Genomic DNA, 18,228 nt, shown 5'->3' with positions numbered 1-18,228 from the left:
GATGTTGCGCCCTCGCGACTCGCGATATATCTTGAGTTCAGACACGCGATATATCGCGAGAGAGGCGGATCGGATGTCCCAGCAGAAGTGGCTCGTCGACGGGCCGAAGACGATCGAGGTCGACGGCATCCGCCGACTCAAGGTGGGCCTGGTGGCCGGCCACGTCGACGTGATCGCACATGACGAGCCCGTCGTGCGCGTCGAGGTGCACAGCGTCAGCGGCAAGGACCTGCGCATCACCGCGGAGGGCGAGACGCTCGAGGTCGACCACGCGCAACTGTCGTGGGAGAACTGGCTCGACGTGTTCCGCAACTTCAGCCCCGGCGCCGCCCGCGCCGACGTCAGCATCCTCGTGCCGCGCGAGACCGCGGTGAAGCTGGGCGTCGTGAGTGCCAGCGCCCTGGTGAGCGGGGTGCGCGCGAGCGCCGAACTGAGCACCGTCAGCGGCGACCTGTCGACCGACGGCCTCGAGGGTTCGCTGCAGGTCAACGCCGTGAACGGCGAGCTGACCGCGCGCAACCACACGGGACGCCTCGCCGCGCACACCGTGAGCGGCGATGTGTCGGCGACCGGCGAGGTGACCTGGTTCTCCAGCGACGGGGTCAGCGGCAACGTCTTCCTCGACCTCACCGGGGTGCCCGACGCGATCAAGGTGAACACGGTCAGCGGCGACGTCGCGGCGCGGCTCGCCCCCGACGCGGCGGCCGGCTACTCCGTCAACACCGTCGGCGGCAAGCTGCAGCTCGACGACGCGACCTACCGCCCCCGGGGCAAGTTCACCGGCAAGTTCGGGCTGCTGGAGGGACGCTGGACCGACGTGCGCGTCAATACCGTGAGCGGCGACATCACCGTGCTGCACGTCGCGCGCGCCGAGGCCCCGGCCGAGACCCCCGCCCCGTGAGCCCCGCGGTCTTCGGTCACGGGCACCTGCGGCTCTACCTGCTGCGCCTGCTCGCCGATCGCCCGATGCACGGCTACGAGATCATCCAGGCGCTCACCGACTCCTCGGGCGGCACCTACGCTCCCAGCGCCGGCACGATCTACCCGCGCCTCGGCAAGCTCGAGGAGGAGGGCCTCGTCACGAAAGAGGCCGACGGCCGTAAGACCGTCTACGCGATCACCGACGCCGGGCGCGCCGAACTGCGCATGCGCGAGCCGGAACTCGCGGGCATCGAGAGCGAGTTCACCGACTCGGTGCGCCGGCTCGCCGACGAGGTGCGGGCCTCCGTCACCGACGCCATGCGCACCCTGCGCGCCGACCTCGCGGCAGCCGCCCGCGACGCCCGGGCCGACGGCGCGTCCGCCGACCGGGGCACCCGGGTCGACGACGACGCCCGCACCGAGTCGCGCGCGCGACTGCACGAGGCGGAGGCGGCGCTGACCGAGTTCCGCGGCGAGATGCGGGAGGAGCTGCGTGCTGCGGCGGCCGACGGCATCCTCACCCCCGACGCGGTCCGACTGGTCACCGACGGGCTCGGCGACCTGCGCAAGCAGCTCGTCGCCCACCTGCGCGGCTGAGTCGCACCGGGGTGTCGACGTGGTCCGCCGCGCACCCCGGGCGCTCGGACCCGCCCGTCAGCGGACGCGCGCCGACGACGCGACGTCGTTGAACGACGGGAGGGACGACTGACTCGTCGCCCAGCCGTAGGAGCTTCCGCCGTAGCTGGCGTCGACGAAGAGCCGCACGGTGCAACTCGAATACGTGAAGAACGAGCTGACCGCATCGTTCATGCCGATCGAACCCAGGTTGGCCACGCTCGAGAGCGTCACACCGTTGCAGGCCGACGATCGCGTGAAGGTGTAGCTCGATCCGCCGTAGCCAGCGTCGGTGTAGAGCGTCGCGAGCGAATACACCACGAGTGGCCCCACGGCGTCGGCCGACTCGACTCGCGTCAGACCCGTCCTCTCGGTGAACACCGCATCCGCCGCCTCGACGGTGTCGGCGCAGACCGCCGTCGCGGCGTCATCGTCGTCGAGCAGGATCACGCAGTGCTCGTCACGTGTCTGCGCGTTCGCGGGGGTCGCGACGCCGACGACGAGCACGGCGAGCGACGCGAGGAGCGCGGCCGCACGGCCGGCGCCCCGCCAGGATTCTCTGATCACGATGTCTCCCAGATCTGTGCGAGCCGCTCCCCAGCGGAGCGGTCTCGTGTTCACCTTGCAGGCGACGAGCGCACCGGGCAAACGCTACCCGGGGTGCGAGACGAACCGGGGAAGGAGGACACTACTCAGCTATGGATCGGGGGCGGGAACAGCGCGACGTGTCGCCGTCGCACGACGATGCGACCCATTTCGCCGACGACCGGCTCGATCTCGAGGCTGCCGCTCACGGCGACGCCGCCGCTTTCGACGCCCTCTACCGGCGGCACGTCACCGTCGTCTACCGCCACGCCTACAGCCTGCTCGGAACGCGCCGCGAGGCCGAGGAGATCGCGCAGGACGTCTTCGTGACCCTGTGGGGCAAGATCGCGTCGGTGCGGATCGTCGACCGATCGCTGCTCCCCTGGCTGCTCACGACATCCCGCTACCTGTGCCTCAACCGTCGGCGCGCGCTCGCCCGCAACAACGCCCGCCTTCACGTCGACGGCCTCACGGCGCTGCCGCCTGACTCGATGTCGGTCGAGGACCGCGTGCGCAACCGCGCCCTCCGCGAGGCCATCGACGACGCGCTCGCCGAGCTGAGCGACGAGGACTACACGGTGTATCTGCTCTGCATCGAGGAAGGTCTGACCTATCAGCAGGCCTCCCTCGCGATGGGCGTCAGTCACGGCGCCGTGCGCAACCGCCTCGCCCGGCTGCGCGCGGGGCTGCGGATCGCGCTCGGCGCGACGCGGGACCAGTCATGAGCACCCCGCTCGGGCCGAGCCCGTCGCAGATCACGATGATGGGCCACAACATCGTCGCGAAGATCGCCGCCCGCACGAAGCGTCGACGCCGTCGGGTGCGCGTGGCCGTCGCGACCGCGAGCCTCGGCCTCGGCCTCGGCCTCACGGCGGCGGCGATCGGTGTGGCGAGCGCACCCCCCGAGGTGCTGTCGTCCGCGTTCTCCTGCTTCCCGTCCGACGACCTGAACGGGCCGGTCGCGATCATGGGGTCGTCTGACGACCTCCGTGACCTGGACGAGAGCGGGCGCCTCGCACTCGCCCTCGAGCTCTGCTCGATCGCGTTCAGCACTCAGGGCGTCGTCTCGCCTCAGGCGACCGCGTGCGAACTGCCCGACCTGCGTCTGGCCGTGTTCCCGAACGTCGGCCGTGTCGACGCGGTCGACTTCTGCACGTCGCTCGGACTCGGGCTGCCGCCCGTCGACTGATCCCTAACCGACGAAGCCGAGCGGGATGTAGACATCCTGCACGCGGTCGGACGACGCGGTGTGGTCGTTCCGGGTGTACAGGGCGCACGCCACCTCGCGGCAGTCGACCTTCTCGTCTGCCGTCGCCGGCACCTCGAGGTAGGCGGTGAAGGTGCCCGAGGCGGGATCGTCGTACGAGCGCGCCCCGAAGAGACGCCACGCCCAGTCGTCGTTGATCCAGTTGCTCGGGGCGAACTGGATCGTGCCCTCCGGCACCTCGACGGCCTCGTCGGCGGGAACGCCGCCGAGGCAGGGGCCGGGCTTCACGGCGGGGTCGTCGGGGATGGCGCAGATCGCCACGTAGATGCCGCGCGCGGGGTCGTACCCGGTGCCGCTCACCACGAACCGGTCGCCCGGCGCGAGGGCCGAGGTGTCGACGCTGCCCCCGGGCTCGACGGAGTGGATCTCGAGGTGCCGGTCGCGGCCGTCATCCCCCGCCGCGGACGCCTCCAGCGGCCACGCGTCGGCGGCCTCCTCCTGGTTGGACCCGCCCTGGTCGACGTGCGTCAGGATCGGCACGACCACGATCGCGACGACCGTCAGCAGGAGCGCGAGCACACCCGCGACGACCCAGGGCCAGCGGCGCCGCCGCGTTCTCGTCACCGCACGATCATAAGGAGTAACGTGACGCCGTGCCCGAGGAGCCTCCGGATCGGATCCGCGCGGAAGCCGCCGGAACCCGCCAGACCGCCAAGCGTCTGCTGATCGGCGAGCCGCTGCCGTCGGACAAGCTCGAGGGCCAGCTGCTGCCCAAGCACCTCGCGCTGCCGATCTTCGCCAGCGACCCGCTCTCCTCGGTCGCCTACGCCCCGCAGGAACTGCTGATGATCCTGCTCATCGGCGGCGTCGGACTCCTCGCCTACGGCCCGTGGGTGGCCCTCGCCGTCGTGGTGCTCCTGCTCGTCGTGGTGCTCTCCTACCGCCAGCTGATCAAGGCGTACCCGTCGGGCGGCGGCGACTACGAGGTCGCCCGCAAGAACCTCGGCGAGAAGGCCGGGCTCATCGTCGCGTCGGCGCTGCTCGTCGACTACGTGATGACGGTCGCCGTGTCGGTGGCCTCCGGGGTCGACAACATCATCTCGGCGCTGCCCTTCCTCGAGCCGTACCGGGTGTGGCTCGCCGTGTTCTTCGTCGTGCTGCTCGCCGCGGTGAACCTGCGCGGGGTGAGCGAGTCGAGCAAGGCGTTCGCCATCCCGACCTACCTGTTCATCGCCTCGATCGCGGTCATGGTCGTCACGGCGGTCGTGCGCACCCTGCTCGGCGACGCGCCGATCGCGGAGAGTGCCGACCTCGTGCACGAAGGGGAATCGCTCACCCAGGCGGCCTTCATCCTGCTGCTGTTGCGCGCCTTCGCCTCCGGCTGCGCCGCCCTGACCGGCGTCGAGGCGATCTCGAACGGCGTCCCGGCGTTCCGCCGCCCGAAGATCTCGAACGCGCAGAAGACCCTCGTCATCATGGGCAGCATCGCGATCGTGCTCTTCGCGGGCCTCACGACGATCGCACTCGTCGGGCAGGTGCACTACCTCGACTGCACCGAGGCGGTGAACGCCGTCGTCGCGGCGTGCACGACGGATCCGCAGCGCAGCCTGATCGCGCAGATGGCCGCGGCGACCTTCGGCGACTTCTCGGTGCCGTTCTTCATCATCCAGGCGGCGACGGCCGTCGTGCTGCTGCTCGCGGCGAACACGGCGTTCAACGGGTTCCCGCTGCTGGGCTCGGTGCTCTCCGCCGACAAGTACGCCCCGAAGGCCCTGTCGACCCGCGGCGACCGGCTCATCTTCAGCAACGGCGTGCTCGCGCTGTCGGTGACCGCGATCGCCATCCTGGTCATCTTCCAGGCCGACCTCACCACGCTCATCCAGCTCTACATCATCGGCGTCTTCGTCTCGTTCACGCTCGGGCAGAGCGGGATGGTGCGGCACTGGCTGCGCCTGCTCAAACGCGGGGCCGACGGACGCGGCTCCATCATCCGCAGCCTGATCATCAACCTCATCGGCGCGTCGATGACCTCGGCGGTGCTCGTCATAGTCACCGTCACGAAGTTCACCCACGGCGCGTGGATCGTGTTCCTGGTGATGCCGATCCTGTGGTTCCTGATGCTCGGGGTGAACCGCTACTACCGGGATGTCGATCGCGAGATCGAAGCCGACCCCGACACCACCTTCGGCGCGACCGGCGACCACGCGATCGTGCTCGTGGGGCGGGTGCAGAAGCCCGTCCTGAAGGCCCTCGACTACGCGATCGCGGCCCGGCACCAGTCGATCGAGGCCGTGCACATCGCGATCGACGACGACGCGGCCGACAAGCTCGACCTCGAGTGGGCGTCGTCGAACATCAAGGTGCCGTTGCACATCCTCGAGTCGCCCTACCGCGACATCAGCGCGCCGCTGATCAAATACCTGAAGGCCCGGCGCGCGAAGCACGGGTCGGAGGTCATCACCGTCTACCTCCCGGAGTACATCGTCGGGCACTGGTGGGAGCGGCTCCTGCACAACCACAAAGCCGGCCGCATCCGCCAGAAGCTCATGCTCGTCCACGGCGTCGCCGTCACGCTCGTGCCGTGGCTGCTCGACTCGTCCGATCTCATCTACGGGCGTCGTTCGCGGCCGCTGCCCGGACAGGACCGCCGCGGCGAACCGCTGCGCCCTCGTCCGGTGAAACGCGAGCCGCTGCGCGACGAACGCGCCGCGACGGGCAAGCTGAAGAAGTGAAGTCGATTCTCGCCGTGCTCGCCGGCGGGACGCTCGGCACCGGCGTCAGGCTCGGCGTCGACACGCTCCTCCCGCACGGCGGCGCGGTGTTCCCGCTCGGCACGTTCCTGGTCAACCTCGCGGGCTCGTTCGCCCTCGGGATGCTGATCTCCCGGGTGTGGCCGGTCGCCCCCGAGTGGCTCCGCGCCGGTCTGGGGCCCGGGCTGCTCGGGTCGTTCACGACCTTCTCGGCGCTGGCGCTCTCCGCGGTGGAACTCACGGCGTCGGGGATCGTCACGTCCGCCGTGGTCTACGTCGCCGCGTCGCTCGTCGGGGGGATCGCGGCTGCGGCCCTCGGGCTCCGGATCGGCTCCCGCCGCGCCATCCCACCGATCGGGCCCGACGAGTGACCCCGCTCGTGGTCGTCCTCGTGCTGGTCGCCGGCGCGGTCGGGTCGCTCGTGCGCTATCTCGTCGGACGCGCCGGGGCGAAGGCGTCGTGGCCGTGGCCCGTGCTCGCGGTCAACGTGGCCGGCTCGCTGCTCGCCGGGGTCGCGATCCACACCGACGTCGCGCTGATCGCCGTCACCGGGCTCGCCGGCGGCTTGACGACCTTCAGCACCTTCAGCGTCGAGACGGTGCAGCTGTTCTCGGAAGGGCGCTGGCGCGCCGCCGCGGCATCCGTCGCCCTCAACCTGGCGCTCGGGCTCGCCGCCGCGACCGCCGGCTGGTGCCTCGGGCTCGCCCTGTTCGGCTGACGTGCAGCTCACTCCGCGAGGTGACTCGACCGGCGCACGACGAGCTCGGGGGTGACGAGGCGGTGCCGCGGGCCGTCGCCCACGTCGCCATGCGGGCGAACACGGGATCCCGTCGCGCCCATCAGGAGCTCGACGGTGGCGTCGGCGACATCGCCGAGCCGCTGGTCGACGCTCGACAGGCCCACCGCCGACGCGACCGGGGTGTTGTCGAAGCCGATGACGGGGAAGTGGGGGAAGCCCGCCTCGCGGACCGCCATCATCGCGCCGAGCGCGAGCGAGTCGGAGGCGCAGACGAGCCCCTCGAGGCGGTGTCCTGAGCCTGTCGAAGGGCGGTGTCCTGAGCCCGTCGACGGGCCGACGCCGTCGCGGACGAGCGCCTCGATCGACGCCCGCGCGTCCGCCACGACGTCCTCGGCCGTGAAGGTGAGGCGGGTGAGATCGACGCCCGTGTCGGCGTCGGCCATCGCGGTCTCCCAGCCGCGCCGGCGGTCGTCGCCGGTCCCCGATCCGGCGGGCCACCCGAGGTAGCCGATCCGGGTGAGACCGCGGCCGAGGAGGTGCCGTGTCGCCTGGTGCACGCCCGCCTGGCCGTCGACATCCACCCACAGCCGGGTCGGGTCGTCGTCGGTCTCCGCGCCCCAGGGGCGGCCGAAGGCGACGAACGGGATGCGCTCGCGCGCGAGCCAGGCGATGCGCGGGTCGTCGTACTCGGTCGCCGTGAGCACGATGGCGTCGACGTCGGCTCCGTCGCGCAGTCGCTCGTAGTGGCGGATCTCGTCGTCGACGTCGTCCGCGACGAAGAGGCTGACGCGCATCCCGCGGGCGTCCGCTGCCTCGGTGAGGGCGTGCAGGTAGCGGTCGAGCACCGATCCGGAGATGCCGTTGCGCATCGGATGCAGGCGGATCCCGATCGTCGAACTCGTCCCGGCCCGGAGGCGGCGCGCCGATGCGTGCGGGCGGTAGCCCAGTTCGCCGATCGCGCGCAGGACCCGGTCTCGGGTCCCCGGCCGCACGATGTCGGGCGAGTTCAGCACGTTGGAGACCGTTTGCCGCGACACCTGGGCGAGCCGGGCGACATCGTCGACGGTGGGGAGCGCTGCCACGGCTCGGCCTTCCTTCGGTCGTCCAACTCGATGAGGACCCACGGTAGCTTGATCGTTCAAGCTACCGTGGCCCTTTGGTTTGAACGATCAAACTTCGAGTGCTAGGTTACGTCGCTGACGGGCGTTGTCGACCGGCATCCCGCCCCCGCCCCATGACGAGGTCGTTCCCCGGATGCACGCAGAGCCGCCGACGCCGGCCCTCCAGCCCCTCCTCCACGATGCCGTGGCGACGTTGCGCGCGCCGGCACAGGCGTGGTCCCGACCGGACGGATCGATGGGCTCCGGCGCCATCGACGGGGTCTACGTCTCCGATGTGCGCGTCCTGCGACGGCTGTCGGTCACCGTCGGCGATCGTCCGCTCGAGCACATCTCGACCCTCCACGACGCCGCCGATCGCGCGCGCTTCGTCGCCCTCGCGCGAGTGCTCGACGGCCCGGGCGCCGATCCCGACGTGCGCGCCACGCTCACCCGGGAGGTGAGCCCGTCCGGCGCCGCGCATACCTTCACGATCACCTCGCGCCTCTCCCATCCCGTCGCATCGCACGTGCGGTTCGTGGTCGAGCCGTCGCTCGACGACATGCAGGAGGTGAAGTCGGGCTACTCCGGCGACGCGCCCGTCGTGACCGTCGACGGCGAGACCGCGTCCTGGCGCGCCGACGGCGTCACGGCGAAACTGCGTGCTCCCGGTGCGGCGCTCCAGCACTCGGCCGGCGTGCTCGAGCTGACGTGGGATGTCGACATCCCCGCACAGGGATCGATCGCGGTCGCGTTCGACCTCGCAGCCCTGGACGACGCGGCCGTCGTCGCCGCCCCCGTCGGGCCCGCGCCGTGGGTCGTGCCTCCGCCGCCGGCGGACGACCGCCTCCGTCGCTGGGTCGACCGTTCTCTCGCCGATCTCGACGCTCTGCGGCTCTCGACCACCGCGACCCCGGACGCCGAGTTCGTCGCCGCCGGCGCCCCCTGGTTCCTGACCCTGTTCGGCCGCGACGCGCTCTGGGTGGCCCGGTTCCTGGTGCCGCTCGGGGCGACCCTCCCGCTCGGCACCCTGCGCACGCTCGCGGCCCTCCAGGGCACCGGGAGCGACCCGGTGACCGCCGAACAGCCGGGCAAGATCCTGCACGAGCTGCGCCGAGGCGAGTTCGCGATCCCGGGAGAGTCCGTCGTCCTGCCGCCGCGGTACTTCGGCACCGTCGACGCCACCGCCCTGTGGGTCTGCCTGCTCGCCGATCTGCACCGCGCCGGCCATCCGCTCGACGAGCTGCGCGAGTTCCAGCCCGCGCTCGAGGCGGCGCTGGCGTGGATGCGGGACTTCGGCGACAGTGACGGCGACGGCCTGCTCGAGTACATCGACGAGAGCGGGCACGGCCTGTCGAACCAGGGCTGGAAGGACTCCGGCGACTCGGTGCAGTGGCGCGACGGCACCCTCGCGACGGGTCCGGTCGCGCTCTGCGAGGTGCAGGCCTACGCCGTGGAGGCGGCGCTCGGCGGCGCCGACCTGCTCGATGCCCTCGGCGGCGACGGAGCCCCGTGGCGAACCTGGGCGGCGATGGTTTCGGATGCCTTCCGAGCCAAGTTCTGGATCGACACCCCCGAAGGGCGTTACCCGGCGATCGCGCTCGACGGCGCCAAACGGCCGGTCGACACGCTCACCTCGAACATCGGTCACCTGCTCGGGACCGGTCTGCTCTCCCCCGAGGAGGAGCAGCTCGTCGGCGGGCTGCTGGTCGCCCCGTCACTCGCGAGCGGATTCGGACTGCGCACCCTGTCGACCGCCGCGGCCGGCTACTGGCCGCTCGGGTACCACATCGGCTCGGTGTGGACCCACGACACCGCGATCGCCGTGCGGGGCCTGGCGGCCTCCGGACTCACCGCCGAGGCCGCCGAACTCGCCGAGGGACTCCTGCGCGCGGCGGTGGCGTTCGACTACCGCATCCCAGAGCTCTACGCGGGGGATGCCGCCGCCGACACCCCCACCCCGGTGCCCTACCCGGCGGCCTGCCGCCCGCAGGGCTGGAGCGCGGCGTCGTCGATCGCCGTGCTCAGCGCTCTGGGGTGATCGCTCAGTCGTTCAGGAACCGCGCCTCGGCGGTGTCGGCGATCTTCTCGGGAAGCTCCACGGTGAGCGGACCGCGGCGTTCACTCGCGATCGTGCTGAGCGTCGCGACGACCTGACGGGCGATCGCCCGGCCGGCGCGATTCGCCCCGATCGTGGAGGCCGTCGGCCCGTAGCCCGCGAAGAACAGCCGGGGGTTCTTCCACGACACGTTCTTGCCGACGACAATGCCGCCGGTCTTCTCGCGCAGTTTCAGCGGGGCGAGGTGCCGCAGCTCGGGGCGGAAGCCGGTCGACCAGATGATCGCGTCGGCGGGGCGGAAGGCGCCGTTCGACCAGCGGATGCCGTCCGCCTCGATCGAGGCGAACATCGGCCGGGCGTGCAGCAGACCGCGATCGATGGCGGCCTGGATGCGGCGGCTGCGCGGCACCCCGGTGGTGCTCACGATGCTCGGCAACGCGGCGCCGGCGCGCGCGGCCTCATCCTGCAGAGCCACCGCGGACTGACCCCCCTCGATGTTGAGGTCCTGGTCCTCGAGGAACTCGATCGGCCGGCGGGCGACCCAGGTGAGCGATTCGGCGACCTCCTCGAGTTCCATCAGGAAGCCGATCGCGCTCGTGCCCCCGCCGACGACGACGACGTTCTGGCCCCGGAAGTCTTCGGCATCCTTGTACTCGGCGGTGTGGAGATGACGGCCGCGGAATTCGTTCATGCCGGGGTAGTACGGCACGAACGGCGCCCCCCAGGTTCCGGTCGCGTTGACGAGCACCGAGCAGGAGACCTCGCGCTTGCCGTACGGCCCCTCGAAGGAGACCGCGAACCCTTCGGGGATCATCTCGACCCGGGTCACGTCGGCGGGGCGCACGACCTGCAGGCCGTAGTGCTCCTCGTAGCGTCCGTAGTAGTCGGCGACGACGTCCTTCGCCGGAAGGGTCTTGTCGGCGGTGTCGAAGCTGAGCCCGAGCTCCTCCATGCCGGGCAGATCGTGCACCTTGTGGGCGTACCCGAGACGCAGCGCCTCCCAGCGGAACTGCCACGCGCCTCCGGTGCCGGGCCCGCGGTCGAGCATGACGAACTCGTTCCCCGGATCGAGGCCGAGCCGTCGCAGGTAGTAGGCCACCGAGAGCCCCGCCTGGCCCGCGCCGACGACCACGACCGAGGTGTCGACATCGGTCTCGGTCACCCGCTCAACGTTACCGTCCGTCCGCACCGGCGCCGACGGGCGCCCAGGGCCCGCGTGCTAGACTGATCGGCAGTCTTTTCACCCAATTCGCAACCTGAGATCGAGGGGGTCACGCATGGGGCGCGGCCGTCAGAAGGCGAAGCACACCAAGGTGGCGCGGGACCTTAAGTACTTCAGTCCTGACACCAACTACAACGCTCTTCAAGAAGAGCTCGGCGGCAATCCGCGACTCGAGGAAGACCTCGCGAAGTGGTCGGAATACATCACCGACGACGACGAGATCGACACCGACGAGCCGGAGTCGAAGACGGCGTAGCCGACTGTCCGTTTCGGCGGATGCACGACCCCGCGAAAGCGGGTGATCCGGCGCGCCGCCATATCTCGCCGCGCTCACTACCCCGGCGGCGCACACCTCGCCCTTTCCACAGAAGAGGGGCGCGTTGCGCCTTGCGAGTCAATCGGGGTAGGGGTCCCCGCTCTTGACTCGCAAGGCGCAACGCGCCCCTCGAAACACCAGTTACTTCTTGTTGCGACGCTGGTGACGCGTCTTCCGCAGCAGCTTGCGGTGCTTCTTCTTCGCCATGCGCTTGCGGCGCTTCTTGATGACGGAGCCCATAGTTCACCTCGTTTCGACGTTCAGGCCACCCCGGGCCCTCATCGAACCTCGGAAATCTCAAAGCGCGAGTCTACCCTGCGCGGTGACCCCTGGCGTCCGGGAGTTCCACGGCGGCGGCGACCGCGGTCTCGGGGATGCGGTAGGAGCGCCCGAATCGGACGGCCGGGAGTTCGCCCGACTTGACCAGGCGGTAGACGGTCATGGTCGACACCCGCATCATCTCGGCGACTTCGGCGACGGTGAGGAAACGCATGTCGGAGAGTGCTCCCGCCATGTTCGCCCCCTCGTGTCTGCTGTGGCTGCCGGTGCTGATGTGAGTCGTGTCGACCGTTCAGGTTAGGCCGGGCGGACCTCCGGTGTCTACGGGTGGCGGTGACCGAACTCAGGCCTCGTCGCGGCCCCAGCGCGGCAGTTTCTCGGTGACGCGCTTCTGCGCGCCCTGAAGCTTCTCCTGCGCGGCGTCGAGGGCGACCCGCGCGTTGTGGGCGGCATCGGCGGCGACGCGACCGACGCGGTCGCCGGCTTCCGTCCCCGCCCACGCGGCGAAGATCGTCGGGCCGGCGTCGTCGTCGCGCTCCACCGCGGAACTCGACGCCCCGCTGAGAAACGGGGAGAGCCAGGCATCCACCGTTTCCAGCGGACCGGTGCGCAGCGCGTAGATGCGGTTGCGCCCGTCTTCGCGCACCGTCACGAGACCCGCGTCGAGCAGCCGGGCGAGGTGCTTGGAGACGGTCGGCTGGGTGAGCCCGAGCGCGTCGACGAGGTCGCTCACCGCCGCCTCACCGTCGAGAAGCCGGCGCAGGATGTCGCGGCGGGTGCCGTCGGCGAGCACGTCGAAGATGTCGGCCATGTTCCTCAGGGTAGTCGGGGGTCTCCGCGGCGCGAGTAGCATTTCCCACCAGTCCACGAGACGAAGGAGAGGGATGCCCGCGCGGCCCGTGCAGCAGGAGTCCCTCCGTGCGCGCCTCCTCGACCGGCTGAGCGACTTCGCGGCCTCGACGCCCGCCCGGTTCGCGGTGCTGGTGTTCGCGAGCCTCATCGGGATCTTCACGATCCTCTTCTCGCTGCCGATCGCGACGACGTCGGGGCAGCAGGCACCGTTCGTCGACGCGCTGTTCACCGCCGTCTCGGTCATCTGCGTGACGGGCCTCTCGACCGTCGACATGGCGACGTTCTGGTCGCCCGTCGGGCACGTGTTCGTCTTCATCGGCGTGGAGATCGGCGGCATCGGGGTGCTCACGGTCGCCTCGATCCTCGGTCTCGTGATCAGTCGTCGACTGGGGCTGCGGCAGAAGCTGATGGCGGCGGGCGACGCGAATCCGCTCCGCATCCGCAAGGGCCCCATCGCCGAGAGTCAGGCGGTGCGCCTCGGCGAGACCCGCAATCTGCTCGCGACGGTCGCGATCAGCGTGCTCGTGATCGAGGGCGTGGTCGCGGCGCTGCTGTTCCCGCGGATGCTGCTCGAGGGCGTGCCCCCGCTCGAGGCGGCGTGGCAGTCGGTCTACATCTCGGCGATGTCGTTCACCAACACCGGATTCCTGCCGACCAGCGAGGGCCTGACGCCGTACCTCTCGGACTGGTGGTTCCTCGGCGTGCTCATGCTGAGCGTCGCGTTCGGGGCGATCGGCTTCCCGGTCATCTACGTGCTGAAGCAGAAGTTGCTCCACCCCCGCCGCTGGTCGCTGCACGTGAAGCTCACGCTCATCACGTTCGGACTGCTCACCCTCGGCGGTGCCGTCGCGTACTTCGTCCTCGAGTTCGACAACCCGGCGACGATGGCGGGGATGGCCGCCGATCAGCGGATCCTGCAGAGCCTGTTCATCTCGCAGATGGCGAGATCGGGCGGATTCGCGACCCTCGACATGGGTCAGCTCGACGGTTCGAGCCTGCTCGTCACCGACATGCTCATGTTCATCGGCGGGGGCTCGGCGTCGACGGCCGGCGGCATCAAGGTCACGACGCTCGCGATCCTGTTCCTCGCGGCGTTCGCGGAAGCCCGCGGCGTCGACGACATGGAGGCGTACAAGCGCCGCATCCCCCAGGACGTGCTGCGTCTCGCGGTGAGCGTCGTGCTGTGGGGCGCGACGACCGTCGCCGTCGCGACGGTCGTCATCTTGATGATCACCGACGACGTGCCGATCGATTACGTCCTGTTCGATGTGATCAGCGCGTTCGCGACCTGCGGACTCTCGACCGGCTTCACGACGAGCACCTCCGACGGTGCGCAATACGTGCTCGCGGCCACGATGTTCCTCGGCCGCATTGGTACCGTGACTCTCGCCGCCGCCCTCGCGGCGAGCACCCGCCGACAGCTGTTCCGGCGCCCCGAGGAAAGGCCCATCGTTGGTTGAGAAGATCGCTCACGACGCCCCCGTGCTGGTCATCGGACTCGGGCGCTTCGGTGCCGCCACCGCAGGGCAGCTCGCCCGACTCGACCGCGACGTGCTCGCCGTCGACGAGGACGCCGGCCTCGTGCAGAAGTGGGCGGAGCGCGTCACCCACGCGGTGCAGGCGGATGCGCGGTCGATCGACGCGCTCCAGCAGATCGGCGCCGCGGACTTCTCGATCGCCGTCGTCGCCGTCGGCTCGTCGGTCGAGGCCTCGGTGCTGATCACCGCGAACCTCGTCGACCTCAAGATCCCGCAGATCTGGGCGAAGGCGATCAGCCAGTCGCACGGCAAGATCCTCAGCCGGATCGGCGCCAACCACGTCATCTACCCCGAGGCGGAGGCCGGCGAGCGGGTCGCGCATCTCGTGTCGGGGCGGATGCTCGACTTCATCGAGTTCGACGACGACTTCGCGATCGTCAAGATGTACCCGCCGAAGCCGATCCGCGGCATCTCGCTCGCCGACGCCCACGTGCGGCAGAAGTACGGGATCACCGTCGTCGGGGTGAAGAGCCCCGGCAAGGAGTTCACCTACGCGACCGCGGACACGGTGGTCTCCAACCACGACCTCATCATCGCCTCGGGCAACACCCACGATCTCGACAAGTTCAGCGCCCTGCAGTCCTAGCCGCCGAGGGCCATCTCCTTCGCGCGGGCGAGGGCGGCGGCGGTCGCCCGGTCGAACATGCCGCCGAGGTTCGCCTCCTCCATCACGGCGATCGCGCGCTCGGTCGTGCCTTTCGGGCTCGTGACGCGGCGGCGCAGCTCGGCGGGCGGCACATCGCCCGCCGACAGGAGTTCTGACGCACCGAGGAAGGTCTGCTCCACCATCAGTCGCGCCTCGGCCTCCGAGAATCCGAGGCGCAGGGCGGTTCCGGTGAGCTGCTCGATGAGGAAGAACACGTAGGCGGGACCCGAGCCCGAGATCGTGCTGAGCGCGTCGATGCGGTCCTCGCCGAGCTCGATGACCGCGCCGACGGTCTCGAACACCGCACGCGCCAGGCCGAGTTGCTCGGCCGAGATCCGCGACCCCGCGGCCAGGCCGGTGACCCCGCGCCGCACGACCGAGGGCGTGTTCGGCATCGCCCGCGCGACAGCGTTCGGGATGAGCGCCTCCATCGTCGCGGTCGTCACGCCGGCGGCGACGCTGACCACGATCGCGTCCTCCTCGAGGAACTCGGCGATCTGCTCGAGCAGGCCCGGCACCATCGCCGGCTTGACCCCGAGGATGACGACGCCGGCCCCCTCGAGTGCCGTGGCGTTCGCCTCGGGATGCGTCTCGAGCGCGTACGAGTCGACGCCCGGCATTCTCAGTGCGTCGGCCTTCGCCGTGGTGCGATTGGTGACAGCGACCCCGTCGACGGCGAGCCCCGAGTCGACGAGACCGGCAAGGATCGCGCCGCCCATCGACCCGGCTCCGAGGATGGCGATGCGGGGCAGCGAGGCGCTCATAACCCGAGTGTAGGTTTGATCGCATGAGCACCGAGGGTGGCACCAGGGCGGTCGTGGCGGCGCTTCTCGCCAACAGCGGCATCGCCGTCGCGAAGTTCGTCGCGGCCGGCATCTCCGGTTCGGCCTCGATGCTCGCCGAGGGCGTGCACTCCGTCGCCGACGCCGGCAACCAGGTGCTGCTGCTCGTCGGCGGGCGGCGCGCGAAGAAGGCCGCGGACGAGGAGCACCCGTTCGGCTACGGCCGGGAGCGCTACGTCTTCGCGTTCGTCGTCGCGATCATCCTGTTCTCGGTGGGTGGCATGTTCTCGCTCTACGAAGGCATCCACAAGCTCGAGGCGCACGAGGAGCTCAACCTCCCGTGGATCCCGCTGGCGGTGCTCGCGATCGCGATCGCGCTCGAGAGCTTCTCGCTGCGCACGGCGGTCATCGAGGCGAACAAGGCCCGCGGCAAGGACAGCCTGTTCGCGTTCATCCGGCACGCCAAGCAGCCCGAGCTGCCGGTCATCCTGCTCGAGGACATCGCCGCCCTCACCGGTCTCGCCTTCGCGTTCGTCGGGGTCAGCCTGTCGCTGCTGACCGGCGACGTCATCTGGGACGCCATCGGCACGATCGCGATCGGCGTGCTGCTGATCGGCGTCGCCGTGGTCCTCGGCATCGAGACCAAGAGCCTGCTCGTGGGCGAAGGCGCCACCCGCGCCGACGTGGCGAAGATCCGCGCGGTGTTCGAGGGGCACAAGAACGTCGAGGCGATCATCCACATGAAGACGCTCTACCTCGGCCCCGACGAGCTCATGGTGGCCGCGAAGGTCGCCGTGGCCAAGACGACGAAGGCGACCGAGATCGCGAAGGCGATCAACGAGATCGAGGTCTCCGTGCGCGAGGCCGTTCCGCTCGCCCGGGTGATCTACATCGAGCCCGACATCTACGTCGCAGGGTCGAACACCAAGACCGACGCGATCATCATTCCCGGACACGACTGACCCGCACCACCTGGAGGAACCCGTGGAATCACTCGACATCGTCCGTCATCTCCTGCTGGCTGTGCACATCCTCGGCCTCGCCGCGATCGTCGGCACGTTCTTCGTCCAGATGCGTGCCAAGGACGGCTTCGCGACGGGTGTCATGCTCGCCGGTGCCATCACCCAGGTGGTCACCGGGCTCGCTCTCGTCGGAGTGCGTCAGGCCGAAGACCTCGGCGTGAACAACGCGAAGATCGCCGTGAAGCTCGGGCTCGCCGTCGTCGTGCTGGTCGCCGCGATCGTCGCGCACGCCCAGGCGCGACGCGGCGGCAAGGTCAAGCCGGCCTTCCACGCCGCCGGCGGACTCGCGGTCGTCAACGTGCTCGTCGCCGTGCTCTGGCAGTAGCCGCTACAGCTCCGAGGCGCGGCTCTCGGCGAAGAAGCGCTTCAGCAGCGCCGAGCTCTCCTCCCCGAGCACCTCCGGGATGACCTCCACGCGGTGGTTGAGCCGCCGGTCGCGCAGCAGGTCGTAGACACTCCCCGCCGCGCCGGCCTTCTCATCCCACGCCCCGAAGACGACGCGCGGGATGCGTGCGGCGAGGATCGCACCGGCGCACAGCACGCACGGCTCGAGGGTCACGACGAGGGTCGTGCCGGTGAGGTGCCAGTCGGCGCGCAGCGCGGCGGCCCGGCGGATCGCGACGACTTCGGCGTGCGCGGTCGGGTCGTGCAGCTTCTCGCGCTCGTTCCGCCCGTGCGCGAGCACCGTACCGTCGGCGTCGAGCAGCACCGCCCCGACCGGCACGTCGCCCGTGGCGAGGGCAAGCTCGGCCTCCGCGAGGGCGAGGCGCATCGCGGCGAGGTCGGCCGAGGCGGGCGGGGCGGGAGTGGTCACTACGCTGAGCGTATGCGCTTGCACGTCGCCGACCACCCGTTGATCACGCACAAGCTGACGGTGCTCCGCGACGAGAAGACGCCGTCGCCGATCTTCCGGAACCTCGTCGAGGAGCTCGTCACGCTGCTGGCCTACGAGGCGACCCGCAATGTGCGCACCGAGCCCGTCGAGGTGACGACCCCGGTCACGACGACGACCGGTCTCGCGATCAGCCAGCCCGGACCGCTCGTCGTGCCGATCCTGCGCGCCGGGCTCGGGATGCTCGACGGCATGGTGAAGCTGGTCCCCACGGCCGAAGTCGGCTTCCTCGGCATGATGCGCGACGAGGAGACCCTCCAGCCGACGACGTACGCGAACCGGCTGCCCGACGACCTCTCCGACCGGCAGTGCTTCGTGCTCGACCCGATGCTCGCGACCGGGGGGTCGCTCGCGGCCGCCATCCAGTACCTCTTCGACCGCGGCGCCGTCGACGTGACGGCGATCTGCCTGCTCGGCGCGCCCGAGGGCGTCGAGTTCGTGCGGCAGCAGTTCGAGGGCAAGGACGTCACGGTCGTGCTCGGTGCCCTCGACGAGAAGCTCAACGAGGTCGGCTACATCGTGCCGGGTCTCGGCGACGCGGGCGACCGGCTCTACGGCCTGGTCTGATCCCGCCATCCGGCGTAACCGGACGTCGCAAGGTTGCGAATCGTGACGCCGGTGAGTCAGACTTCTCGGCATGACCGCACCTCAGCGCGCCCTGACCTCCGTCGAGGTGATGGATGTGCGCGCGGTCATGTGTTGTCGA

The 18,228-nt window shown here is 70.3% G+C and carries 23 protein-coding genes; 14 read left to right on the top strand and 9 right to left on the bottom strand.

Features of this window, described 5'->3' with window-relative positions; translation table 11 throughout:
* Positions 1–73: 73 nt before the first annotated feature.
* Together ACILQS_RS00760 and ACILQS_RS00755 are read left to right on the top strand one after the other, a co-directional pair.
* Positions 74–901, top strand: coding sequence for a DUF4097 family beta strand repeat-containing protein (locus ACILQS_RS00760; protein WP_395638183.1), 828 nt, complete (start codon positions 74–76; stop codon positions 899–901).
* Complete coding sequence (locus ACILQS_RS00755) at positions 898–1,518, top strand: PadR family transcriptional regulator (RefSeq protein ID WP_395638182.1); 621 nt, start codon at positions 898–900, stop codon at positions 1,516–1,518. Before ACILQS_RS00760 ends, ACILQS_RS00755 begins: the two co-directional genes overlap by 4 nt.
* Before the next feature lie 57 nt (positions 1,519–1,575).
* Here the strand turns inward: ACILQS_RS00755 and ACILQS_RS00750 are convergent, their stop codons facing one another.
* Positions 1,576–2,103: a peptidase inhibitor family I36 protein gene (locus ACILQS_RS00750; RefSeq protein WP_395638181.1), complete on the bottom strand. Its 528-nt coding sequence runs from the start codon at positions 2,101–2,103 to the stop codon at positions 1,576–1,578.
* Between the two features lie 158 nt (positions 2,104–2,261).
* Between ACILQS_RS00750 and ACILQS_RS00745 the strand changes: the two genes are divergently transcribed.
* Together ACILQS_RS00745 and ACILQS_RS00740 are read left to right on the top strand one after the other, a co-directional pair.
* Positions 2,262–2,846: an RNA polymerase sigma factor gene (locus tag ACILQS_RS00745; protein ID WP_395638180.1), complete on the top strand. Its 585-nt coding sequence runs from the start codon at positions 2,262–2,264 to the stop codon at positions 2,844–2,846.
* A complete protein-coding gene (locus ACILQS_RS00740; protein ID WP_395638179.1) occupies positions 2,843–3,310 on the top strand; it encodes a hypothetical protein in 468 nt (155 codons plus the stop codon). The genes ACILQS_RS00745 and ACILQS_RS00740 overlap by 4 nt, the downstream gene beginning before the upstream one ends.
* A gap of 3 nt (positions 3,311–3,313) precedes the next feature.
* Here ACILQS_RS00740 and ACILQS_RS00735 read toward each other — a convergent pair whose 3' ends face one another.
* Positions 3,314–3,952 (bottom strand): hypothetical protein, encoded by a 639-nt coding sequence (locus ACILQS_RS00735; RefSeq protein WP_395638178.1) that lies wholly within the window; start codon positions 3,950–3,952, stop codon positions 3,314–3,316.
* Between the two features lie 29 nt (positions 3,953–3,981).
* Here ACILQS_RS00735 and ACILQS_RS00730 point away from each other — a divergent pair, with 29 nt between their 5' ends.
* Genes ACILQS_RS00730 through ACILQS_RS00720 form a run of 3 tightly spaced genes read left to right on the top strand, consistent with a single transcriptional unit; the run spans position 3,982 to position 6,796 of the window.
* A complete protein-coding gene (locus ACILQS_RS00730) occupies positions 3,982–6,060 on the top strand; it encodes an APC family permease (protein ID WP_395638177.1) in 2,079 nt (692 codons plus the stop codon).
* Positions 6,057–6,449 carry a fluoride efflux transporter FluC gene (locus ACILQS_RS00725; RefSeq protein WP_395638176.1) on the top strand — a complete coding sequence of 131 codons (393 nt, stop codon included), beginning with the start codon at positions 6,057–6,059 and terminating at the stop codon, positions 6,447–6,449. The genes ACILQS_RS00730 and ACILQS_RS00725 overlap by 4 nt, the downstream gene beginning before the upstream one ends.
* Positions 6,446–6,796 carry a fluoride efflux transporter FluC gene (locus tag ACILQS_RS00720; RefSeq protein ID WP_395638175.1) on the top strand — a complete coding sequence of 117 codons (351 nt, stop codon included), beginning with the start codon at positions 6,446–6,448 and terminating at the stop codon, positions 6,794–6,796. Before ACILQS_RS00725 ends, ACILQS_RS00720 begins: the two co-directional genes overlap by 4 nt.
* A gap of 8 nt (positions 6,797–6,804) precedes the next feature.
* Here ACILQS_RS00720 and ACILQS_RS00715 read toward each other — a convergent pair whose 3' ends face one another.
* Positions 6,805–7,899: a LacI family DNA-binding transcriptional regulator gene (locus ACILQS_RS00715; RefSeq protein ID WP_395638174.1), complete on the bottom strand. Its 1,095-nt coding sequence runs from the start codon at positions 7,897–7,899 to the stop codon at positions 6,805–6,807.
* 172 nt (positions 7,900–8,071) lie between these two features.
* On the opposite strand from ACILQS_RS00715, the gene ACILQS_RS00710 reads away from it, so the two are divergent.
* Complete coding sequence (locus ACILQS_RS00710) at positions 8,072–9,955, top strand: glycogen debranching N-terminal domain-containing protein (protein ID WP_395638173.1); 1,884 nt, start codon at positions 8,072–8,074, stop codon at positions 9,953–9,955.
* Between the two features lie 4 nt (positions 9,956–9,959).
* Here the strand turns inward: ACILQS_RS00710 and ACILQS_RS00705 are convergent, their stop codons facing one another.
* The gene (locus tag ACILQS_RS00705) at positions 9,960–11,135 is read right to left on the bottom strand and encodes an NAD(P)-binding domain-containing protein (RefSeq protein ID WP_395638172.1); all 1,176 of its coding nucleotides are present in this window, start codon (positions 11,133–11,135) and stop codon (positions 9,960–9,962) included.
* Between the two features lie 115 nt (positions 11,136–11,250).
* Here ACILQS_RS00705 and ACILQS_RS00700 point away from each other — a divergent pair, with 115 nt between their 5' ends.
* Positions 11,251–11,451: a DUF3073 domain-containing protein gene (locus ACILQS_RS00700; protein WP_395638171.1), complete on the top strand. Its 201-nt coding sequence runs from the start codon at positions 11,251–11,253 to the stop codon at positions 11,449–11,451.
* A gap of 201 nt (positions 11,452–11,652) precedes the next feature.
* Here ACILQS_RS00700 and ACILQS_RS00695 read toward each other — a convergent pair whose 3' ends face one another.
* From ACILQS_RS00695 to ACILQS_RS00685, 3 genes are all read right to left on the bottom strand, one after another.
* On the bottom strand, positions 11,653–11,751 hold the full coding sequence (locus ACILQS_RS00695; protein WP_003792170.1) for a 30S ribosomal protein bS22: 99 nt from the start codon (positions 11,749–11,751) through the stop codon (positions 11,653–11,655).
* A 70-nt stretch (positions 11,752–11,821) separates the two neighbouring features.
* Positions 11,822–12,025: a helix-turn-helix domain-containing protein gene (locus tag ACILQS_RS00690; RefSeq protein WP_395638170.1), complete on the bottom strand. Its 204-nt coding sequence runs from the start codon at positions 12,023–12,025 to the stop codon at positions 11,822–11,824.
* Positions 12,026–12,133: 108 nt separating this feature from the next.
* Positions 12,134–12,601 carry an ArsR/SmtB family transcription factor gene (locus ACILQS_RS00685; RefSeq protein ID WP_395638169.1) on the bottom strand — a complete coding sequence of 156 codons (468 nt, stop codon included), beginning with the start codon at positions 12,599–12,601 and terminating at the stop codon, positions 12,134–12,136.
* 73 nt (positions 12,602–12,674) lie between these two features.
* On the opposite strand from ACILQS_RS00685, the gene ACILQS_RS00680 reads away from it, so the two are divergent.
* A complete protein-coding gene (locus ACILQS_RS00680; RefSeq protein WP_395638168.1) occupies positions 12,675–14,102 on the top strand; it encodes a TrkH family potassium uptake protein in 1,428 nt (475 codons plus the stop codon).
* Positions 14,095–14,766 carry a potassium channel family protein gene (locus tag ACILQS_RS00675; RefSeq protein WP_395638167.1) on the top strand — a complete coding sequence of 224 codons (672 nt, stop codon included), beginning with the start codon at positions 14,095–14,097 and terminating at the stop codon, positions 14,764–14,766. Before ACILQS_RS00680 ends, ACILQS_RS00675 begins: the two co-directional genes overlap by 8 nt.
* On the opposite strand, the gene proC is transcribed toward ACILQS_RS00675, so the two are convergent.
* A complete protein-coding gene (gene proC / locus ACILQS_RS00670; RefSeq protein ID WP_395638166.1) occupies positions 14,763–15,590 on the bottom strand; it encodes a pyrroline-5-carboxylate reductase in 828 nt (275 codons plus the stop codon). The two genes, ACILQS_RS00675 and proC, sit on opposite strands and share 4 nt — an antisense overlap.
* A gap of 23 nt (positions 15,591–15,613) precedes the next feature.
* On the opposite strand from proC, the gene ACILQS_RS00665 reads away from it, so the two are divergent.
* Positions 15,614–16,570 carry a cation diffusion facilitator family transporter gene (locus tag ACILQS_RS00665; protein ID WP_395638165.1) on the top strand — a complete coding sequence of 319 codons (957 nt, stop codon included), beginning with the start codon at positions 15,614–15,616 and terminating at the stop codon, positions 16,568–16,570.
* A 22-nt stretch (positions 16,571–16,592) separates the two neighbouring features.
* Entirely contained in the window at positions 16,593–16,955 is a 363-nt protein-coding gene (locus ACILQS_RS00660) for a hypothetical protein (RefSeq protein WP_395638164.1), read from the top strand.
* 3 nt (positions 16,956–16,958) lie between these two features.
* Here the strand turns inward: ACILQS_RS00660 and tadA are convergent, their stop codons facing one another.
* Entirely contained in the window at positions 16,959–17,402 is a 444-nt protein-coding gene (gene tadA / locus ACILQS_RS00655; protein WP_395638198.1) for a tRNA adenosine(34) deaminase TadA, read from the bottom strand.
* Between the two features lie 54 nt (positions 17,403–17,456).
* Here tadA and upp point away from each other — a divergent pair, with 54 nt between their 5' ends.
* A complete protein-coding gene (upp, locus tag ACILQS_RS00650) occupies positions 17,457–18,089 on the top strand; it encodes a uracil phosphoribosyltransferase (protein WP_395638163.1) in 633 nt (210 codons plus the stop codon).
* Positions 18,090–18,228 lie beyond the last annotated feature (139 nt).

The sequence above is a fragment of the Pseudolysinimonas sp. genome (assembly GCF_044239695.1).
Classification (GTDB): Bacteria; Actinomycetota; Actinomycetes; order Actinomycetales; family Microbacteriaceae; genus Pseudolysinimonas_A.
This window is presented reverse-complemented; position numbering and strand designations above follow the sequence as displayed.